Source organism: Stappia sp. (assembly GCF_040110915.1).
GTDB lineage: Bacteria > Pseudomonadota > Alphaproteobacteria > Rhizobiales > Stappiaceae > Stappia.
This window is the reverse complement of the sequence record NZ_CP157793.1, coordinates 3049742-3067936: the sequence shown is the minus strand read 5'-3', so window position 1 is coordinate 3067936 and position 18195 is coordinate 3049742. Positions and strand designations below refer to the sequence as shown.

The following is an 18195-nucleotide window of genomic DNA, read 5'->3' as shown; positions in this document are numbered from 1 at the left end:
GCCGGGGGGGCGGGTGACCGGATGGCGCCGGGGAACCTGACCTCAGACCCGGTCGGGCGGGGCGTCGTCCCGGGCCCGCGCGAGGGCGCCGAGGCCGGTGAGCGCATCGAGCCGGGCGATCTCGATCACCGCCTGTGTCCGGCTGAAGACGTTGAGCTTGCGCAGGATCTCCGAGACATGCGCCTTCACGGTCGTCTCGCCGACCTGCAGTTCATAGGCGATCTGCTTGTTGAGAAGGCCGTCGCACAGCATCCGCAGAACCTTGAGCTGTTGCGGCGTCAGGCTGCTCACCCGCCGGATCATCTCCTCGACATGGGCGTCGAGGCGGGAGGCCTCGTCGCCCTGGAGGTCCTGAGGCACGAAGACCGCGCCGTTGATGACCTGCTGGATCGCGTCGGCCAGCGTCGCCTTGCGCGCCGATTTCGGCAGGAAACCGGCCGCGCCATAGGCCATCACCTGGGACACGATCCGAGGGTCCTCGTGGCCGGAGACGACCACCACGGGCAGGCGCGGGAAATGCGTGCGCAGATGCAGCAGGCCGTCCATGCCCTTGACGCCGGGAATGTTGAGATCGAGCAGGGCGAGGTCGAAGCCCGCATCCTCCTCCAGAATGCGGCAGGCCTCGTCGAGCGATGCGGCATCGCGCGTGTCGGCGGCCGGGTAGGCGAGTTCCACGGCGCTGTGCAGCGCCTCGCGAAACAGCGGATGATCGTCGATGATCAGGAATTTCGCCATGGCGCCGGGTGTCATGTCGTGAAGGGGCGTGTCGCCGAAGGTCATGTCGTGCACTCGCCGGGAGCGACCATACGCGTCCCCCGTGCGGCAATGCAACGTGCAACTGGGCACGGCACTTGCCGTCCGGTCGCGCTTCCCGCATGCGGCCTCCCGTTCCGCGCGGGTTTGAGGGCAGGGGAATATGCGCGTAGCGCCATGCCTTCCCGCTTCAAGCATCGGAAATGCGGGGGGCGCCGGCAAGCGGACTAAAGGCCAAGAGACCGGGGGGCTCGAAGGCGGCGCGGGTGCGGCCGGATTCACGCCGGTTCGAGCTCCTTCGCGGGCGCACGGGTCTCGTCGCCGAAGGCGCGGGCGATGTGATCGGCGAGGCGGCGCGCGGTCAGCCCGGCGTCGGAGGCGGTTTGCAGCACGATCTCGGTGTCGGCCAGCGCCGGCATGGCGTGACCTGCGTCGAGCGCCAGATCGGCCGGGGCCATGTGGCGCGGCAGCACCGTCACGCCCAGCCCGGCGCGCACGGCGGCGAGCGCGCCCGTCAGCGCGCCGCAGACATAGGCGGCCCGCGCCCGTCGGCCGGTGGCCGCCAACGCGTCGAAGGCGCGTTTGCGGTAGACGCAGGGCTCGGGGCTCACCACCAGCGGGACCGTTTCGCGCAGGGCAAAGGCCTCGGGGCTGGCGGCGACCCAGACGAGCGGCTCGCGCCAGACCCGCTGCCCGTCGACGGGGCCGCTCGGCTCCCGCTTCAGCAGGGCGACGTCGAGCGCGCCGGCGCGAAACAGGTCGATCAGGTTCAGCGTCAGGTCGCAGGTCACCTCGAGCTGGACGCCCGGATGGCTGGCGGCGAAGGCGGCGAGCACCGTGGAGAGATCCGTCGTGGCGAAATCCTCCGGCGTGCCGAGGCGCACCAGCCCCGCCACCTCGCCCTCGCGGAAGGCGGCGAGCACCTGCGTGTGCAGTTCGAGGATGCGGTTCGCGTAGTCGAACAGCCGCTCGCCCGCCGGCGTCAGCACCACCGCGCGGGCGCTGCGGCGGAAGAGGCGGGCGCCGAGCGCGGTCTCCAGCTTGCGGATCTGCAGCGACACGGCGGACTGGCTTCGGAACAGCTCCACGCCGGCGCGGGTGAAGCTGCCCGTGCGGGCTACAAGAACGAACGCGCGCAGCAGCGGCAGGTCGACGGTTTCGGGCAGTGCCTTCATGAGTTTTGCCAATGGATGATGCGATCACAATTCATTTATCAAATTCATCGGCCCTGTCTACGGTCGCCGCCATCGCCCGATCGGCGGATCGCCGTGCGCGCCGCGCGCCGCGCACCGTCCGCGTCCTCCCCCTCGGGTATTGCTAGCCGGAGACGACAGAATGAACGTGCATCCCGCGGCCCGTGCCGCTTCCTCCGATACCGGGTCCATCGGCGCATCCGACGCCGTGCCGATCGCCATCGCCCATGGCGACGGCATCGGCCCGGAGATCATGTCGGCCGCGCTCAAGGTGCTGACGGCCGCCGGCGCGCGGCTGGCGCCGGAGGAAATCGAGATCGGCGAGGCGGTCTACGAGCAGGGCCTGACCTCGGGCATCGCGCCGGAATCCTGGGATGTGCTGCGCCGCACCAAGGTCTTCTTCAAGGCGCCGATCACCACGCCGCAGGGCAAGGGCTACAAGTCCCTCAACGTGACGATCCGCAAGACGCTCGGCCTTTTCGCCAACGTCCGGCCCTGCGCGGCGCTGTCGCCCTTCGTCGCCACCAAGCATCCGGACATGGATGTGGTGATCGTGCGCGAGAACGAGGAGGATCTTTACGCCGGCATCGAGCATCGCCAGACCGACGAGGTCTACCAGTGCCTGAAGCTCGTCTCGCGGCCGGGCACGGAGCGCATCGTGCGCTATGCCTTCGACTATGCCCGGGCGAACGGCCGCAAGAAGGTCTCCTGCTTCTCCAAGGACAACATCATGAAACTGACCGACGGTCTGTTTCACAAGGTGTTCGACGAGATCGCGGCGGAGTATCCGGAGATCGAGACCGATCACTGGATCATCGACATCGGCACCGCGCGGCTGGCGGCCAGGCCCGAGATCTTCGACGTGATCGTGACCTCCAACCTCTATGGCGACATCATCTCCGACGTTGCCGCCGAGATCAGCGGCTCGGTAGGGCTCGGCGCCTCGGCCAATGTGGGCGAGCATTGCGCGATGTTCGAGGCGATCCACGGCTCCGCGCCCGACATCGCCGGGCAGAATGTCGCCAACCCGTCCGGCCTGCTGCTCGCCGGCGTGCAGATGCTGGTCCACGTCGGCCAGCCGGAGATCGCAAGCAAGATCCACAACGCCTGGCTCAAGACCATCGAGGACGGCATTCACACCGCCGACATCCACAAGGCGGGCGACAGCGCGGAGAAGGTCGGCACGGATGCCTTCGCCGAGGCCGTGATCGCGCGGCTCGGCGAGAGCCCGCGCACACTTCCCGCCGTCTCCTATGCGCTCGACGCCAGGCCGGTCGAGATCGCGCCGCCGCGCCGGCCGGCGCCGCAGGTCAAGACGCTCGTCGGCGTCGACGTCTTCGTGCACTGGCGCGAGGCGGATGCGGATGCGCTCGCCGCGGCGCTCAAGTCGGCGAACGCGGTTGAGGGGCTGGATTTGATCCTGATCACCAACCGGGGCACCAAGGTCTGGCCGGAGGGACTGCCGGAGACCTTCGCGACCGATCACTGGCGCTGCCGCTTCATGTTCGACGGCACGGGCCAATCGGCGCAGGTGGCGGCGCTGCTGACGCAGCTTGCCAAGGCCGGCATCGATTTCGTGAAGACCGAGCATCTTTACGAGTTCGACGGCCAACTCGGCTATTCGCTGGGGCAGGGCCAGTAAGAGGGACAGTAAGCGGGGCGCGCGGGAACGCGCCTGCACGAGTATGTCGGCGCCTGGACGGGCGGGCGCCGACGGGCAGGGCGGCGGCGCTTTCGGGCTCCGCCGCCCTTGTCGTTCCCTGGTGGGAGTTCGCCTGACCGTATCGCCACACTCTCCCCGGCACCGAAGCGCCGGGGAGAGTGTGCCATCACAGGCGTGGCGTCAGAGATCCGTGTACTTTTTCTTCTCCGCCCTGGCACCGGGCTGGGTGAGCGCGCCGGTCACCGCCGGGCCGACGGTCTGCACGTAGCGCCACAGCGCGCCGGAGGCGCCCACATCGCTCTCGAGCGGCGTCCAGTCGGCCTTGCGCGCGGCAAGCTCTTCGTCCGAAAGCGCAACCTCGAGCGTGCCCGCGTCCGCGTCGATGGTGATCATGTCGCCGTCGCGCAGCAGCCCGATGGGACCGCCGACGGCGGCTTCCGGTCCGACATGACCGATGCAGAAGCCGCGCGTCGCGCCGGAAAAGCGGCCGTCGGTGATCAGCGCCACCTTGTCGCCCATGCCCTGGCCGTAGATCGCGGCGGTGGTCGCCAGCATCTCGCGCATGCCGGGGCCGCCCTTAGGGCCCTCGTAGCGGATGACGAGCACCTCGCCTTCCTTGTAGTCGCCGCGCTCCACCGCCTTGTAGGCGGCTTCCTCGCGGTCGAAGCAGCGCGCGGGGCCGGTGAACTTCAGGTTCTTCATGCCCGCGACCTTCACGATCGCGCCCTCGGGGGCGAGATTGCCCTTCAGGCCCACGACGCCGCCCCAGGACGACAGCGGGTTGGACACCGGGCGGACCACGTCCTGATCGGTCGGAAAGACCACGTTCTCCAGATTCTCGGCGAGCGTCTTGCCGGTGACGGTCAGGCAGTCGCCGTGCAGGAGACCCGCGTCGAGCAGCGCCTTGAGCACGATGCCGACGCCTCCGACCTCGTAAAGATCCTTGGCGACATAACGCCCGCCGGGCTTGAGATCGGCGATATAGGGCGTCTCGCGGAAGATCCGCGTCACGTCGTTGAGGTCGAAGTCGATGCCGGCCTCATTGGCGATCGCCGGCAGGTGCAGACCGGCATTGGTCGACCCGCCGGTGGCGGCGACGACGCGCGCGGCGTTTTCCAGCGACTTGCGGGTGACGATCCTGCGCGGCGTGATGCCCTTTTCCAGGCAATGCATGACCGCTTCGCCCGAGGCCTCGCAAAAGGCGTCACGGCTTTCGTAGGGCGCGGGGGCGCCGGCGGAGCCGGGGATCGCGAGCCCGATCGCCTCGGACACGCAGGCCATGGTGTTGGCCGTGAACTGGCCGCCGCAGGAACCGGCCGACGGGCAGGCGACGCATTCGATCTCCTTCAGCTCCTCCGCCGACATCTTGCCGCTCGAATGCTGGCCCACGGCCTCGAACACGTCCTGAACGGTCAGGTCGCGCCCGCGCAGGCGGCCGGGCAGGATCGAGCCGCCGTAGATGAACACCGACGGCACGTCCATGCGCACCATCGCCATCATCATGCCGGGCAGCGACTTGTCGCAGCCGGCCAGGCCGACGATCGCGTCATAGCCGTGTCCGCGCACCGTGAGCTCGACCGAATCGGCGATGAGATCGCGGCTCGGAAGCGAGGCGTACATGCCCGCATGCCCCATGGCGATGCCGTCGGTGACGGTGATGGTCGTGAACTCGCGCGGAGTCCCGAAGGCGGCCTTCACGCCCTTCTTCACCGCCTGCGCCTGACGGCCCAGCGAGATGTTGCAGGGCGCGGCCTCGTTCCAGCAGGTCGCGACGCCGACGAAGGGCTGGGCGATCTCCTCCTCGGTCATGCCCATGGCATAGTAGTAGGAGCGATGCGGGGCACTCGACGGTCCGACCGACACATGCCGGCTGGGCATCCGCGACTTGTCCCAGGTCTTCTTCCCCGTTGTTGCGCTTTCGCGATCCCCATCCGCCATGTCGTGCCGTTCCTCCGCTGTTGGTTTCGACCCCAAGTGGTATCAGGTCGCTCGCCGTCTTACCAAGTAATACTACGGATATAAATGCCGGGGAGCATCGATTGCGGGAGATCGGCGCCCGGCATGGGCGCCGGGGCGCGGCGGGTCAGGGCCCAAGCAGGCGGTCCACCGCGGCGCCGATATCCGCCACCGTCGCGGAAGGGGCGGGCGTGGCGCGGCCTTCGTCGCCCTTGCGATACTTGCCGCTTCGCACCAGGAGCGCCGTACCGGCCCCGGCGCGCAAGGCGCCGGCCACATCGGCCTCGGCATCGTCGCCGATCATGGCGACGTCTGAGAGCTTCAGCTCCATGCTTGCCGCGGCCGCCGCGAAGAAGGCGGGGGCCGGCTTGCCGAGCACCCTGGCCGAGGTCTCGCTGGCATGTTCCAGCGCGGTGACGAAGGCGCCGGCATCCAGGCTGAGTTCGCCGTCGGTGTCGCGGAAGACGCGATTGGTGGCCAGCGCCAGGAAGGGAGCGCCGTCGACGATCTGGCGGAATGCGGCGTTGAGGCTCGCGTAGGTGAAGGCGGGTCCCGCGTCGCCGACGACCACGGCCCGGGGACCGGTGGTGCGGCAGGGGGCGAAGTCCTTCATCAGATCGGCGTGGATGAGCAGATGCGGGGCGTAGCCGTTCCCGCCGAGCCAGGCAACGGCGGCCTGTGCCGGGGTGAAGACATGGTCGCGCGCGACGTCGAGATCGTGGGCGGCGAATTGCGCCAGCAGGGCGCGCACCGGCTTGCGGGTGGTGTTGGTCACGAAGCGGTAGGGCAGGCCGGCGGCATCGAGCCGCGCGAGCGCGGCGCGGGCGCCGGGCAGCAGCGTCTCGCCGGACGTCACGACGCCGGCAATGTCGATCAGCACGCCCTTGACCATGGCGCTCACGATGACGGCGGGCACGGGAAGGGTCAAGATCGCGCTCGTTCCGCCGGGTTTCGCCCCGGACCGTCAGGCGGCGGCGACGCGCTGCAGGAAGGTCTCCACCGTCTCGCGCAGGCGCTGGTTCATCTCGATCACCTGCGTGCTGGTCGCATCGACGCGTTCCGACGAGGAGCGGGTGCGTTCCACCGCCGTCATCGCCCGGTCGATGTTGCTGACGACGTCGCGGGTGCCGTTGCTCGCGGTTTCCGCCGAGGCGCTGATCGATTGCGTGGCCCCGCGCTGGCGGTCCACGGCCTCCGCGATGGCCGAGGTGGAGCCGCTGGCGGCGGCCATGGTTTCGGCGATCCGGGCGATGGCGTCGACGGCTTCGTTTGTGGACGCCTGGACCTTGCGGATCTGGTCGGAGATCGACACGGTGGCCTTGGCCGTCTGTCCGGCGAGCTGTTTCACTTCGGAGGCGACCACGGCGAAGCCCTTGCCGGCGTCTCCGGCGCGCGCCGCCTCGATGGTGGCGTTGAGCGCCAGCATGTTGGTCTGCTCGGCGATATCCGTGATCAGCTTGACCACCTTGCCGATGTCCTGCGCGGCCTCGGCCAGATCCGCGACCGAGGCGTTGGTGCTTTCCGCGCGGCGCGCGGCGTCGCCGATCGTCGCGATGGTCTCGCCGATCCGCATCGTGATTTCCTCGATGGACCCGGTCACGCCGTCCGCAGCTTCGGCCGTGCTCGCGACCTCGCGATGCGCGAGCTGGCAGGCCTCCCGGGCTTCGGCGGTGCTCGAGGTGGCCGTGTCGGCGATGCCGGTCAGCTCGTGCGCGGCGCTGTCGAGATCCGCCATCAGCCGGTCGACGCCGTCGACGAGGGTGCTCGCCTGGCTGCGGAAATCGTCGATCATTGCCTCCATCGCGGCCTGGCGCTCGCGGGCGGCAGCGCGTTCGCGCTCCTGCTCTGCGGCCAGACGCTCGCGCTCGACCAGCCCCGTGCGGAAGGCGGCGACCGCGCGGGCCATCAGGCCGAGCTCGTCGGAGCGTTCCGTGCCCTCGACCGGGACGGAGAGATCGCCCTCGCCGAGCCGGTGCATGCTGTCGGTCATCCGGCGCAGCGGCTTGAGCACGCGGGCAAGCACGCCGAAGGCGGCGGCCGCGAGACACCCAGCACCAAAGAGAAAGGCAATCGCGATGGTCCACAGCGCGGCGCGGGCATCCTCGGCGGCGCGGGTCTCGATGCGCGCGACACCGGCGCGCACCGACGCGGAAATCTCGCTCAGGGCCGTCGCCATGGCGTCTGCCGCGCGGCGGTCGCTCGCCCGCTGGGCGATCATCGCCTCGGTGATCCCCGGCACGTCGCCTTCCAGCACGCGCGCCTGTTCGGCGAGCGGCGCCAGCAGCGTGTCCCAGTCGGCCTGTCCCGCGACTTCGGTGCGGGCGGCCTCGACGCGCACGGCGAACTTGTGGATCTCGGCGGTCAGCGCCTCGCGCGCCTCGGGCCCGGGATCGCCGCGAAACGCCACCACCGCGAGCCGCAGATCGGTGAGAATGCGGGCGGCCGCCGTCACATGGCCGTCGAGCGTATCCAGCATGGCCCCGCCCTGTTCGATGCGGGCCTGCGCGTCGATCGTCTCGGCGAGCGGCGCGAGCCCGGCCTGGGCGAGCGCCGCCAGCGCGGCGTCGGCCTCGGCGCGCGCCTGTGCGAAGAGGGACTTCTGGCTGTCCGAAAGTGATCCGTCCGCCGCCTCGGCGAGCAGCGCCTCGATGTCGGACAGCGGGGCGGTCAATTGTCCGAGCGCCGGGCGGGCCGGCGGCGGCACCTTGAAGCGCATGCGCTTCGCCGTGGCGCTCAGGCTCGCGGCGGTGTCGGCGAGGGGGTCGGGCAGCAGCCCCTCGGCCACTGCGGTACCCAACTGGTCCAGCGCGGCGCCGATGCGGTCGATCTCCCGGGCGAGCCCCGCGGCCTTGGCGAAGGGCCCCTGGACGACGGCTTCCTCGGAGCGGAAGGACAGCGTGGCCTGACGCACGGCATCCGCCGTTTCGGCGACGGCGCGTTCGCTCGCCACCGCCAGCGCCTCCAGCGTCTCGGCGTTGTCGCGATAGGCCGCGCGGGTCGCGGCGACCTCGGCCGCCTGGGCGGGAACCGCGTCGAGCCCGGCGACAATGGCCGTGAACTCCGCCCGGGCGGCGTCGTCGGCGAGACGCTCCGTGGCGCGGGCCAGCCGGCCGCGCTCGTCCGCGATCACCTGCGTCAGAGCGGTCTGGGCCTCCGGCGTGCCACCGGCCAGAAAGGCGTTGGCGCGCACCATCACCGCGCGGATGCCGTCCAGTGTCTCGCTGGCCGTCGAGGCGGCGCCGAGATGCGCCGACAGGGTGCGGATCGATGTGAGGCCGCTCGCCCCGATCGCCGCCATCGCGAGCGCGATGATCGCCAGGCCCGCAAGGGTGGTGAAGGCGAGACCCTGCCGCACGCGTGCTGAATGTCGTGTCATGTGTCCACTGCCCCCGGATCGCCGCCTTGCGGCGTTTGCGTGGTCTACTTTCCGCAGCGTGAGAGAGAAGGATTAAGGCCGGGTTATCGCATCGCAACAGGGCGGCGCGGGCACGTGCGAAAAAGGCCCTTGAAGCTCTAGCGACTGGAGATCCTATCCTTGTCTCCAAGGTCGAAAGACTCAATCCGGCGAGACGATGACAGGACAGGTGACATCATGACCCGTATCGGGGACACGCAAGCCGTCGCGGCGCGGCAGGGGCACGGATGCCGTGCCGACGAAGCCCCCGCCGAGGACACGGCGAAGGCTCCTTCCCTTGCGCGCGACCGCGAAGAGGGGGCCTTCGCGCGCGACCGCGAGACGGCGGAGGCAGGCTGCTGTGCCTCCCGGGCGCCGGGCTGCGGCGATGTGCCGCCGGCCTCGCGCGCCACCGGAGACGGCCGCAGCTTCCGGGTGACCGGTCTCGACTGCGCGGAGGAGGTCGCCATCCTCAACCGCGTGCTCGGGCCGGAGATCGGCGGTGACGAACACCTCGCCTTCGACGTGATCAACGGTCGCATGACCGTGCTCGACAGCGCGCGTCCCATTTCGGACGCGCGGATCGCGCAACTCGTCGCGGGCACGGGCATGCGCGCGAAACCCTGGGATGCCGAAAGTGCGGAGGCCGACCACGCGGCGCATCTGACCCGTCAGATCCGCTTCACGGCAGCGAGCGGGGTCTTCTGGCTCACGGCAATCGTCTATCACGTGATCGAGACGGGCGGGGCGGGCGCCCTGTCGCTCTTCGCCGGGCATGGCGACACGCCGATGCCACTGGCCGAGGTGGCGCTGTTCCTCGCGGCCATCGTCTTCGGCGCCTGGCTCGTCGCGCCCAAGGCGCTGTCGTCGGCCCGCCGTCTGTCGCCGGACATGAACCTTTTGATGATGGTGGCGGTGACGGGCGCGGTCGTGCTCGGCGAATATTTCGAGGCGGCGACCGTGGCCTTTCTCTTCGCGCTGTCGCTGACGCTGGAAAGCTGGAGCGTGGGGCGGGCGCGCAACGCGGTCGCGGCCCTGCTCGATCTCGCGCCGCCGACGGCGCGGGTGATCCGCGAGGACGGCAGCGAGGCGGATGTGCCCGCGTCCGAGGTCGTGGCGGGCATGCGGTTCGTGGTGCGCGGCGGCGACCGGATCGCGCTCGACGGCGAGGTGGTGTCGGGCATCGGCGCGGTGGATCAGGCGCCGATCACCGGCGAAAGCGCACCGCAGCCAAAGGAGCCGGGCGATCCGGTCTACGCCGGCACGATCAACGGCGACGGCACGCTGGTGGTGCGCGCCAGCCGGGCGGCCGAGGACACGGTGCTCGCCCGCATCATCCGCATGGTGGGCGACGCCCATGCGCGCCGCGCGCCGGTGGAGCAATGGGTGGCGAAGTTCGCGCGGATCTACACCCCGGCGGTGCTGGCGCTTGCCGTTCTCATCGCGCTGGTGCCGCCGCTGCTGTTCGCGGGCGCGTGGGAGAGCTGGATCTACAACGCGCTGGTGCTTCTGGTGATCGCCTGTCCCTGTGCGCTGGTCATCTCGACGCCGGTCTCCATCGTCGCGGCGCTCGCCTCCTCTGCGCGCCAGGGCGTGCTGATCAAGGGCGGCGCCTATGTCGAGGCCCCCGGCCACACAACGGCGCTGGCGCTGGACAAGACCGGCACGCTGACCTTCGGCACGCCGGAAGTCGCGCGCATCCATCCGCTTAAGGGCGCGTCGGAAGAAACGGTGCTGGCCGCAGCGGCCGCGCTGGAGCGCCGCTCGTCGCATCCGCTGGCGCGCGCGATTCTCGCCGCCGCCGAGGCGCGGGGCCTTTCGGAGAGCATTGCCGAGGACACCCGCAGCCTGCCGGGGCGCGGCATCGAGGGCGTGCTCGAGGGCAAGCCGGTGTGGCTCGGCTCCGACCGGCTGGCGCGGGAGAAGGGATTTGGCGATGCGGTTCCCGCCGACCTGCGCGCCCACATCGAGGACGCGGGCAACACGCTGGTCGCCGTGGGCGACGCGGACCGGCTCATCGGTCTTCTCGAGCTGCGCGACCGCATTCGGCCGGAGGCGAAGGCCATCGTGGGCGCTCTGCATCGTCAGGGGGTTGCGACCATCGTGATGCTGACCGGCGACAATGAACGCACCGCCCGGACGGTCGCCGCCGAGGTCGGCATCGACGAGGTGCGCGCCGATCTGTTGCCGGAGGACAAGGTGGCGGCCATCGAGGATCTGGTCGCCCGTCATGCCATGGTGGCGATGGTCGGCGACGGGGTGAACGATGCCCCGGCCATGGCGCGGGCCCATTATGGCATCGCGATGGGGGCGGTCGGCTCCGATGCCGCGATCGAGACCGCCGACATCGCCCTGATGACCGACGACATCGCCCGGCTTCCGTGGCTGATCGGCCATTCGCGGCGCACGATGGGCGTCATCCGGCAGAACATCGCGCTGTCGCTCGCCACGAAGGCGTTCTTCGTGGGGCTGACCGCCTTCGGGCTTGCCTCGCTCTGGGGGGCGATCGCCGCCGATGTCGGCGTCTCGCTGCTGGTCGTGGCCAATGCCCTGCGCCTGTTGCGCGGCCGCGACGTGCCCGCGCCGCAGGTCGCATGAGGCGCGCCCGGGGCACTGCCCCGGGCCGCGCTCAGCTGCCGGGATGGCGGGAGAAGACCTCGGTGCTGCCGTCGCGCCGGATCAGATGGACCTCATAGGCCTCCTGGTCGTCGCCGAAGTCCATGCCCGGCGAGCCGAGCGGCATGCCGGGCACCGCCAGTCCGACCGCGTCGGGGCGTTCGTCGAGCAGGCGGCGCACGTCGGCGGCCGGCACATGGCCCTCGATCACATAGCCCCCGACCCTGGCGGTGTGGCAGGAGGCCATCTCTTGCGGCACGCCGGAGCGCATCTTGAAGCGCACCAGCGCGCCGTTCGGCACGTTCTCGCCGCTGACCGAAAAGCCGTTCTCTTCCATGTGTTCCATCCAGGCGACGCAGCAGCCGCAGCCGCTCGTCTTCTTGACGGCGACGTCCGGCGCCTGGAGGGCGGACGATTGCGCGGGTGGCGATTGCACGGGCGTCTCGGCCTGCGCGGGCAGGGTCGCAAGGCCAAGCAGGCCGGCCCCGGCGAGGGGGATTGCCACGATTGCTCTCAGGTTGGCGATCAGACGTGTACGCGGCGTGGTCATGTCTTTCTCCCGCAGGCGGTTCCCGGTCCGGTCTGGCCCCGATATGGGGTGATGCGCGCGAGCGTAAAGGCTCCAGCTGGGTGAGGTTCAAGCCCCGGTTTCGCGCGTCGCGTGTCGGCGTGGTGAAGGGGCCGGGAAGATGCCATGGAGGACGCAACCGACGATGCCATTTCCGGGGCGGAGAAATTGACGCGCGGGCGGATCGAAGCTGTTATGGTCGCGCCGAAGCGAGCCGCCGAAGCGAGCCGCCGAAGCGAGCCGCCGAAGCGGGTCGCCGGACGGGGCGGCGCCGCCGGCGGATGTGTGCCGTGTCCGGGCCCGTTTCGGGCCGGGTCCGGACCTGATGTGGACCTGAATCGGGCGTAGGAGGAGGGACGAGCCATGCGGCGATCGCGCATCGACGCGGCCTACAAGGGGCGCGCCAAGTGCGAATCCTGCGGCATTCGAAGCCTGGTGCTCTTCGCGGATCTCAAGCGCGAGGACTTCGACCTGATCCACATGCCGATCGAGGAACTGGTCTTCGACCCCGGAGCCCAGCTCTATGCCGCCGGCGATCCCGCGACGAGCGTCTTCACGGTGCGCAGCGGTCTCGTGAAGCTGCTCCAGTATCTGCCCGACGGATCGCAGCGCATTGTGCGTCTGCTGCGCCCCGGCGCCACGGCGGGGCTGGAGGCTCTGGTCGCCGAGGAGTTCGCCCACACCGCCATCGCGCTGCAAAAGACCGAGGTCTGCCGCGTGCCGCGCGAGGTGGTGGAACGGCTCGACCGCGAAACCCCGCGCCTGCACACCCAGTTGATGCGGCGCTGGCACGACGCGCTGCGCCAGGCCGACGACTGGCTGTCGGGCTTGTCCACCGGCAACGCCCGCGAGCGCCTCGCCCGCTTCGTGCTCAGCATGGCCGACGACCACGGCGCGCTGACCCTGCTCACGCGCGAGGATCTCGGCTCCGTGCTCGGCATCACCACCGAACATGCCAGCCGCACCGTGTCGGAGTTCAAGCGCCAGGGGCTGCTTACCGATCACGGCTACAACCGGTTCGACGCCGATCTCGGCCGGCTGCGCCAGGTGGTTGACGGCACTGCCGCCTGAGAAACGTCCTGGGAGACTTCCTGTGAGCCTGCCCGCCTCGCCGGCCCGGACCACCAGCGGGCGGGCCGGTCCATGAGCGGTGCGCGGCGCGACCTCACAGATCGCGCTTGGAGAAGTACCAGTCGACGTAGTCGTAGCCCTTGCCGGCGCGGGCATCCGCCTCCTCGGTGGTGGCCGGCGGCGGGACGATCACCTTCTCGCCCGGCTGCCAGGCCTCGGGGGTTGCGACGCCGTTGGCGTCCGATGTCTGCAACGCCTTGAGCAGGCGCAGGAATTCATCGATCGAACGGCCGTTGCTCATGGGATAGTAGACCATCGCCCGCAGCTTGCCCTCGGGATCGATGAGGAAGGTCGCGCGCACCGCCGAGGTGTCCGAGGCGCCGGGCTGTATCATGCCGTAGGCATGGGCCACCTCCATCGACAGGTCGGCGATGATCGGGAAGTCGACCTCGACGCCGAAATTCTCCTTGATGCTGCGCACCCAGGCGATGTGCGCATAATGGCTGTCGATCGAGAGGCCGAGCAGCTCGCAGTTCAGCGCGCGGAAGTCGTCCGAGGCGCGGGCGAAGGCCATGAACTCGGTCGTGCAGACCGGCGTGAAGTCGGCCGGATGCGAGAAGAGAATCAGCCACTTGCCGCGATAGTCCGACAGCGAGCGCGTGCCATGGGTGGTCGGCGCGGTGAAGTCCGGCGCGGGCTCGTTGAGACGCGGCAGGCCGGGTTGCGAGGTGTGGATCTGGTCGCTCATGAGAGGCTCCTGTTACCTTTATTCGAAACTATGAATATTATGGTCGCAGCTCCGCCGCGGCCGTCTTGCGGAGGCGCTACTGCGTCGCGAAGACGCAGGCGCGGTGCGGCGCGGGTGGCTGCGCGCCGGGGCCGCCCGCCTTCAGCACGGCGGCCAGTTCGGTGTTGCCGGAGACCAGTTCGTCCAGCGTGATCCCGTCGAGGGTCTGGTAGAAGGCCTCGATGGCGCGTTTCAGCGCCGGGCGCAGCCAGCAGCAGGCGATCAGCGGGCAGGTGTTCTCGCCGCCCTCGAAACACTCGGCGAAGGGGAGATTGGCCTCGAACACCCGCACGACCGAGCCGACGTTGATGGTTTCCGCCGGCCGGGCGAGCCTGAGCCCGCCGTTGCGCCCGCGCACCGCCTTGATGAACCCGTGCTGGCCGAGCAGCCGCACCACCTGCGCGAGATGGTTTTCCGAGGCGTTGCAGGCGCGCGCGATCTCGCGGCGCCGGGCGCTGCGCTCCGACAGGACGGCGCAATACATCAGCGTGCGCATGGCGAGGTTCGTGCGGGTCGTGAGGCGCATGCGTCTGCTCCGCTCGGGTGTGAGGCAAGGCCAAAAATACGCACCCTTGCGCGGAACGATTTGATAAATGTCATGACAAATGGCGTGAGCGCCCAATAATTGACTTTCAGATGCGCATTTACGGATAGTCTCTTGCCCGGCTCCGAGCCCTCTTCCGAAGCTTCCCTGGATCGTGACGCCGTTCAGGCCCGCCTGCGGGCGATCTGCGCGCCGGCGGCCCGTCTCCTGTCGCGGGCAAGCGGGCTGGCGACGCTCGCCGCGCTGCTCTGGCTGGCGCAGGCCGCGCTGGTCGCCGATGTGATCTCCGGGCTCGTGCTGGATCGCGATCCGTGGCTCGGCCTGTGGCTGTCCTGCGCGGGCTTCGCGGTGCTCGGGTTGACGCGCGTGGGGCTGTCGACGGTCTCCGCGCGCATGGCGCATCGTGCCGCCGACCGGGCGGTCGCCGCCTTGCGCCACGATCTGTTGCGCCGCTCGGCCGTGCGGGCCGCGCAGGGGGCGGCAACAGTCGGGTCGGCCGAGATCGCCGCGCTGGTGTCGGAAAAGGCGGCGAGCCTCACGCCCTATCTCACCCGCTATCGCCCGGCCATGGCGCGCACCATGGTGATGCCGCCGGTGATCCTCGCCGTCGCTCTCTCCATGTCCTGGGCGGTGGCCGGCATCCTGCTGGTGGCCGGGCCGCTGATCCCGGTGTTCATGGCGCTGGTCGGCTATGCCGCGCGCGAGGCGAGCGAGCGGCAGATGCAGGAAATCGGCAGCCTGAACGCGCTGGTTCTGGAGCGCATCAACGCGCTCGTCGACATTCGCCTGCTCGACGCTGGGGCGCGCACGCTCGCCGGCTTCCAGGGCGCCGCCGACCGGTTGCGGGCGCGCACGATGGAGGTCCTGCGCATCGCCTTCCTGTCGTCGGCCGTGCTGGAGCTGTTCGCCGCGCTGGGCGTGGCGATGGTCGCGGTCTATGTCGGCTTCGCGCTGCTCGGCGAGTTTACCTTCGGCGCCTATGCGACGCCGCTGACGGTGTGGGAGGGCGTGTTCCTGCTGCTTCTCGCGCCGGAGTTCTTCCAGCCCCTGCGCGATCTGGCGAGCGCCTGGCACGACAAGGCCGCCGCCTCGGCGGTGGCCGGCGAAGTCGCGCGCCTGGAGGCGGAGGAGGGCGCCGAGATCCTGGGGCACGGCGCGGGGGCCGATCCGCTCCCCGGGGCGGCCGATATCGCGCTGTCCGGTGTGCGGGTGGCGGTCGGCGGCGCTTTCGGGTCTTCCGGCTCGCTGTCGGAGGAGATCGCCTATCCCGACATCGCGATCTCCGGCGGCGAGCGGATCGCGCTCGTGGGGCCGAGCGGGTCGGGCAAATCCACCCTGCTCGCCGTGATGGCGGGCTTGCGGGCGCCGTCCGGCGGTACGGTCCGCGTTGCGGGGCACGCGCTTTCGGCGGAAACGGCGGACGCCTGGCGGGCCCGGGTCGCCTGGATCGGCCAGACGCCGCATTTCCTCAACGCGAGCTTGCGCGCCAACCTGCGTCTCGGGGCGGCGGAGGCGTCACCCGACACGCTCGCGCGGGCGCTCGAGGCCGCGCGCGGGCGCGGGATCGTCGCCGCGCTGCCGCGCGGGCTCGCCACACGGATCGGCGAAAGCGGTCACGGGGTGTCGGGCGGCGAGGCGCGGCGGTTGATGATCGCGCGCGGGCTTGCCGCCGACCGGGACGTGGTCTTCGCTGACGAGCCCACCGCCGATCTCGACGCGGCGACGGCGGAGGCCGTGGCCGAGGGACTGCTGGCGCTCGCCGCGCGCGGCGCGACCCTCGTCGTGGCGACGCATGACATGCGGCTCGCCGCCCGGATGGACCGCGTCGTACGGCTGGAGGGCGGGGCATGAGGGCGCTGTGGCGGGTGTTTCGCCGTATCCTGGCCGGCAATCGCTGGGCGATGACGCGGGGCGCGCTGCTCGCCGCCACCGTGCTGATGGCCGGCGTCGCGCTGCTCGGCCTGTCGGGCTGGTTCATCACCGCCGCCGGCATCGCGGGTCTCGCCGGCGGGCTCGTCGCCTTCGATGTCTTCCGTCCGAGCGCCGGCGTGCGCTTTCTGGCGCTGGGGCGCACGGCGGCGCGCTACGGCGAGCGCCTGCTCACCCACGATGCCACCTTGCGTGGGCTCGCCGCCCTGCGCGGCGCGCTGCTCGCCGCGATGATCGAGCTGCCGTTCCGCCGGCTCGCGGCCCTGCGCAGTTCGCTCCACATGAACCGGCTGACGATGGACGTGGACGCGCTCGACGGCGTGGCGCTGCGGCTGGCGATTCCCGCCGCCGCCGGCTTCGCGACGCTGTCGCTCGCCTTTCTCGTGCTGTGGGCGCTGGTCGGGCTGGGGCTTGCGGCGTGGCTGCTCGTCTGCGGCACCTTCGGGGCCGCGCTCGGGCTCGCCGTCGTCTACGTGAAGGGGCGCGCGCCCTCGCGCCGCTCGGCCGCCGCGCTGCAGGCCTTTCGCATGCGGGTGATCGACCTCTTGCGCGCCCGCGCCGATCTGGTGGTCTACGGCCGGCTTCAGGATCAGGTGACGCACGCGCTGGCCGCCGAGGCCCGGCTGCGGGCCGACCTCGACGCCAACGACCGGGCGGAGCAGTCGGGCGCGGTGGTGCTCGGCGTGACCGAGACGCTGGTCTCCGCCGGCGCGCTGACGCTCGGCGCGTTTCTGGTGGAACGCGGGGAGATCGGCCCGGCGCTGGCGGCGCTTGCCTTCTTCGCAAGCCTTGCGCTGGCGGAGGCCTTCGCGCCCCTGCGGCGCGGTGTCGCGGAACTGGGGCGCATGGTGGACGCCGCGCGCCGGGTGGAGCGTCAGTTGGCGCGCCCTGACGAGGGGGACGTATCCGCTCCCCGCGCGCCGGCAACGCCCGTTGAAACGCCCGTCGAACCGCCCGAGACCGAAACCGCGGCGCTGCGGTGCGCGGCGCTGACCTATCGCCATGCGCCGGGGGCGGCCGCCGTGCTCGACGGCGTGACGCTGTCGGTCGCCGCCGGCGAGACCGTCGCGCTGACCGGGGCGAGCGGAGCGGGCAAGAGCACGCTGCTCTTTCTCGCGGCCGGACTGCTGGCTCCGCAGTCCGGCACGGTGCATCTCGCCGGGCAGGATATCCGCGCGCTCGCCGAGCCGGAGCTGCGCGCCCGCGTCGGCCTGTTGCCGCAGCGCAGCGCCTTGATGAGCGGCACGCTGCGCGAGGCGCTGACGCTGGCGCGCCCCGACCTCGACGACGCGGCGCTCTGGGCGGTGCTGGAGACCGTGTGTCTCGGCGACGTGGTGCGCGCGCGCGGCGGGCTGGACTTGCGCCTCGGCGAGGCGGGCAGCGGCCTGTCGGGCGGCGAGGCGCGGCGGCTGGCGCTGGCGCGGGTTCTGGTCCGCCGGCCCGCGATCCTGCTGCTCGACGAGCCGACGGAAGGGCTGGACGACGCGTTGGCCGCGCGCGTGCTGACGGGGATCCGCAGCCATCTGCCGGAGGCGGCCGTGCTGATGGCCTCCCATCGCGCGGTCGAGCGCGACGCGGCGGACCGCTGCATTGCGCTGGGGGGTGTCGCGCTGGGCGGTGTCGGTCCGCGGGAGGAAACCGTCCAGGTGGCCGCGAGCCAAAGCGTCGCAGGTCAAAGCGGTATGCCCGATACCCCTTAATGACAAATGTCAATGCCCGGG

Annotated in this window: 13 protein-coding genes; 5 read left to right on the top strand and 8 right to left on the bottom strand. The window is 70.7% G+C overall.

From position 1 onward, the window contains the following. Positions 1-42 precede the first annotated feature (42 nt). On the bottom strand, positions 43-780 hold the full coding sequence (locus ABL312_RS13765) for a response regulator transcription factor (RefSeq protein ID WP_349357965.1): 738 nt from the start codon (positions 778-780) through the stop codon (positions 43-45). 251 nt (positions 781-1031) lie between these two features. Further along, complete coding sequence (locus ABL312_RS13760) at positions 1032-1928, bottom strand: LysR family transcriptional regulator (RefSeq protein WP_349357964.1); 897 nt, start codon at positions 1926-1928, stop codon at positions 1032-1034. Positions 1929-2088: 160 nt separating this feature from the next. Here ABL312_RS13760 and ABL312_RS13755 point away from each other — a divergent pair, with 160 nt between their 5' ends. Continuing rightward, a complete protein-coding gene (locus ABL312_RS13755; RefSeq protein ID WP_349357963.1) occupies positions 2089-3588 on the top strand; it encodes an NADP-dependent isocitrate dehydrogenase in 1500 nt (499 codons plus the stop codon). Positions 3589-3789: 201 nt separating this feature from the next. On the opposite strand, the gene ilvD is transcribed toward ABL312_RS13755, so the two are convergent. From ilvD to ABL312_RS13740, 3 genes are all read right to left on the bottom strand, one after another. Beyond that, positions 3790-5547 (bottom strand): dihydroxy-acid dehydratase, encoded by a 1758-nt coding sequence (ilvD, locus tag ABL312_RS13750; protein WP_349357962.1) that lies wholly within the window; start codon positions 5545-5547, stop codon positions 3790-3792. Between the two features lie 145 nt (positions 5548-5692). Then, entirely contained in the window at positions 5693-6493 is an 801-nt protein-coding gene (locus tag ABL312_RS13745; protein WP_349357961.1) for a TIGR01458 family HAD-type hydrolase, read from the bottom strand. A 36-nt stretch (positions 6494-6529) separates the two neighbouring features. After that, positions 6530-8941: a methyl-accepting chemotaxis protein gene (locus ABL312_RS13740; protein WP_349357960.1), complete on the bottom strand. Its 2412-nt coding sequence runs from the start codon at positions 8939-8941 to the stop codon at positions 6530-6532. Positions 8942-9157: 216 nt separating this feature from the next. Between ABL312_RS13740 and ABL312_RS13735 the strand changes: the two genes are divergently transcribed. Next, on the top strand, positions 9158-11557 hold the full coding sequence (locus ABL312_RS13735; RefSeq protein WP_349357959.1) for a cation-translocating P-type ATPase: 2400 nt from the start codon (positions 9158-9160) through the stop codon (positions 11555-11557). Positions 11558-11588: 31 nt separating this feature from the next. On the opposite strand, the gene ABL312_RS13730 is transcribed toward ABL312_RS13735, so the two are convergent. Continuing rightward, positions 11589-12125, bottom strand: coding sequence for a DUF411 domain-containing protein (locus ABL312_RS13730; RefSeq protein WP_349357958.1), 537 nt, complete (start codon positions 12123-12125; stop codon positions 11589-11591). 381 nt (positions 12126-12506) lie between these two features. Between ABL312_RS13730 and ABL312_RS13725 the strand changes: the two genes are divergently transcribed. Then, positions 12507-13214: a Crp/Fnr family transcriptional regulator gene (locus tag ABL312_RS13725; RefSeq protein ID WP_349357957.1), complete on the top strand. Its 708-nt coding sequence runs from the start codon at positions 12507-12509 to the stop codon at positions 13212-13214. 94 nt (positions 13215-13308) lie between these two features. Here ABL312_RS13725 and ABL312_RS13720 read toward each other — a convergent pair whose 3' ends face one another. Together ABL312_RS13720 and ABL312_RS13715 are read right to left on the bottom strand one after the other, a co-directional pair. Next, positions 13309-13962 (bottom strand): peroxiredoxin, encoded by a 654-nt coding sequence (locus ABL312_RS13720; protein ID WP_349357956.1) that lies wholly within the window; start codon positions 13960-13962, stop codon positions 13309-13311. Positions 13963-14038: 76 nt separating this feature from the next. Then, entirely contained in the window at positions 14039-14527 is a 489-nt protein-coding gene (locus ABL312_RS13715; protein ID WP_349357955.1) for an Rrf2 family transcriptional regulator, read from the bottom strand. A gap of 132 nt (positions 14528-14659) precedes the next feature. On the opposite strand from ABL312_RS13715, the gene cydD reads away from it, so the two are divergent. Both cydD and ABL312_RS13705 read left to right on the top strand, forming a co-directional pair. Further along, positions 14660-16396 (top strand): thiol reductant ABC exporter subunit CydD, encoded by a 1737-nt coding sequence (cydD, locus tag ABL312_RS13710; protein ID WP_349357953.1) that lies wholly within the window; start codon positions 14660-14662, stop codon positions 16394-16396. Then, the gene (locus ABL312_RS13705) at positions 16393-18174 is read left to right on the top strand and encodes an ATP-binding cassette domain-containing protein (protein WP_349357952.1); all 1782 of its coding nucleotides are present in this window, start codon (positions 16393-16395) and stop codon (positions 18172-18174) included. Before cydD ends, ABL312_RS13705 begins: the two co-directional genes overlap by 4 nt. Positions 18175-18195 lie beyond the last annotated feature (21 nt).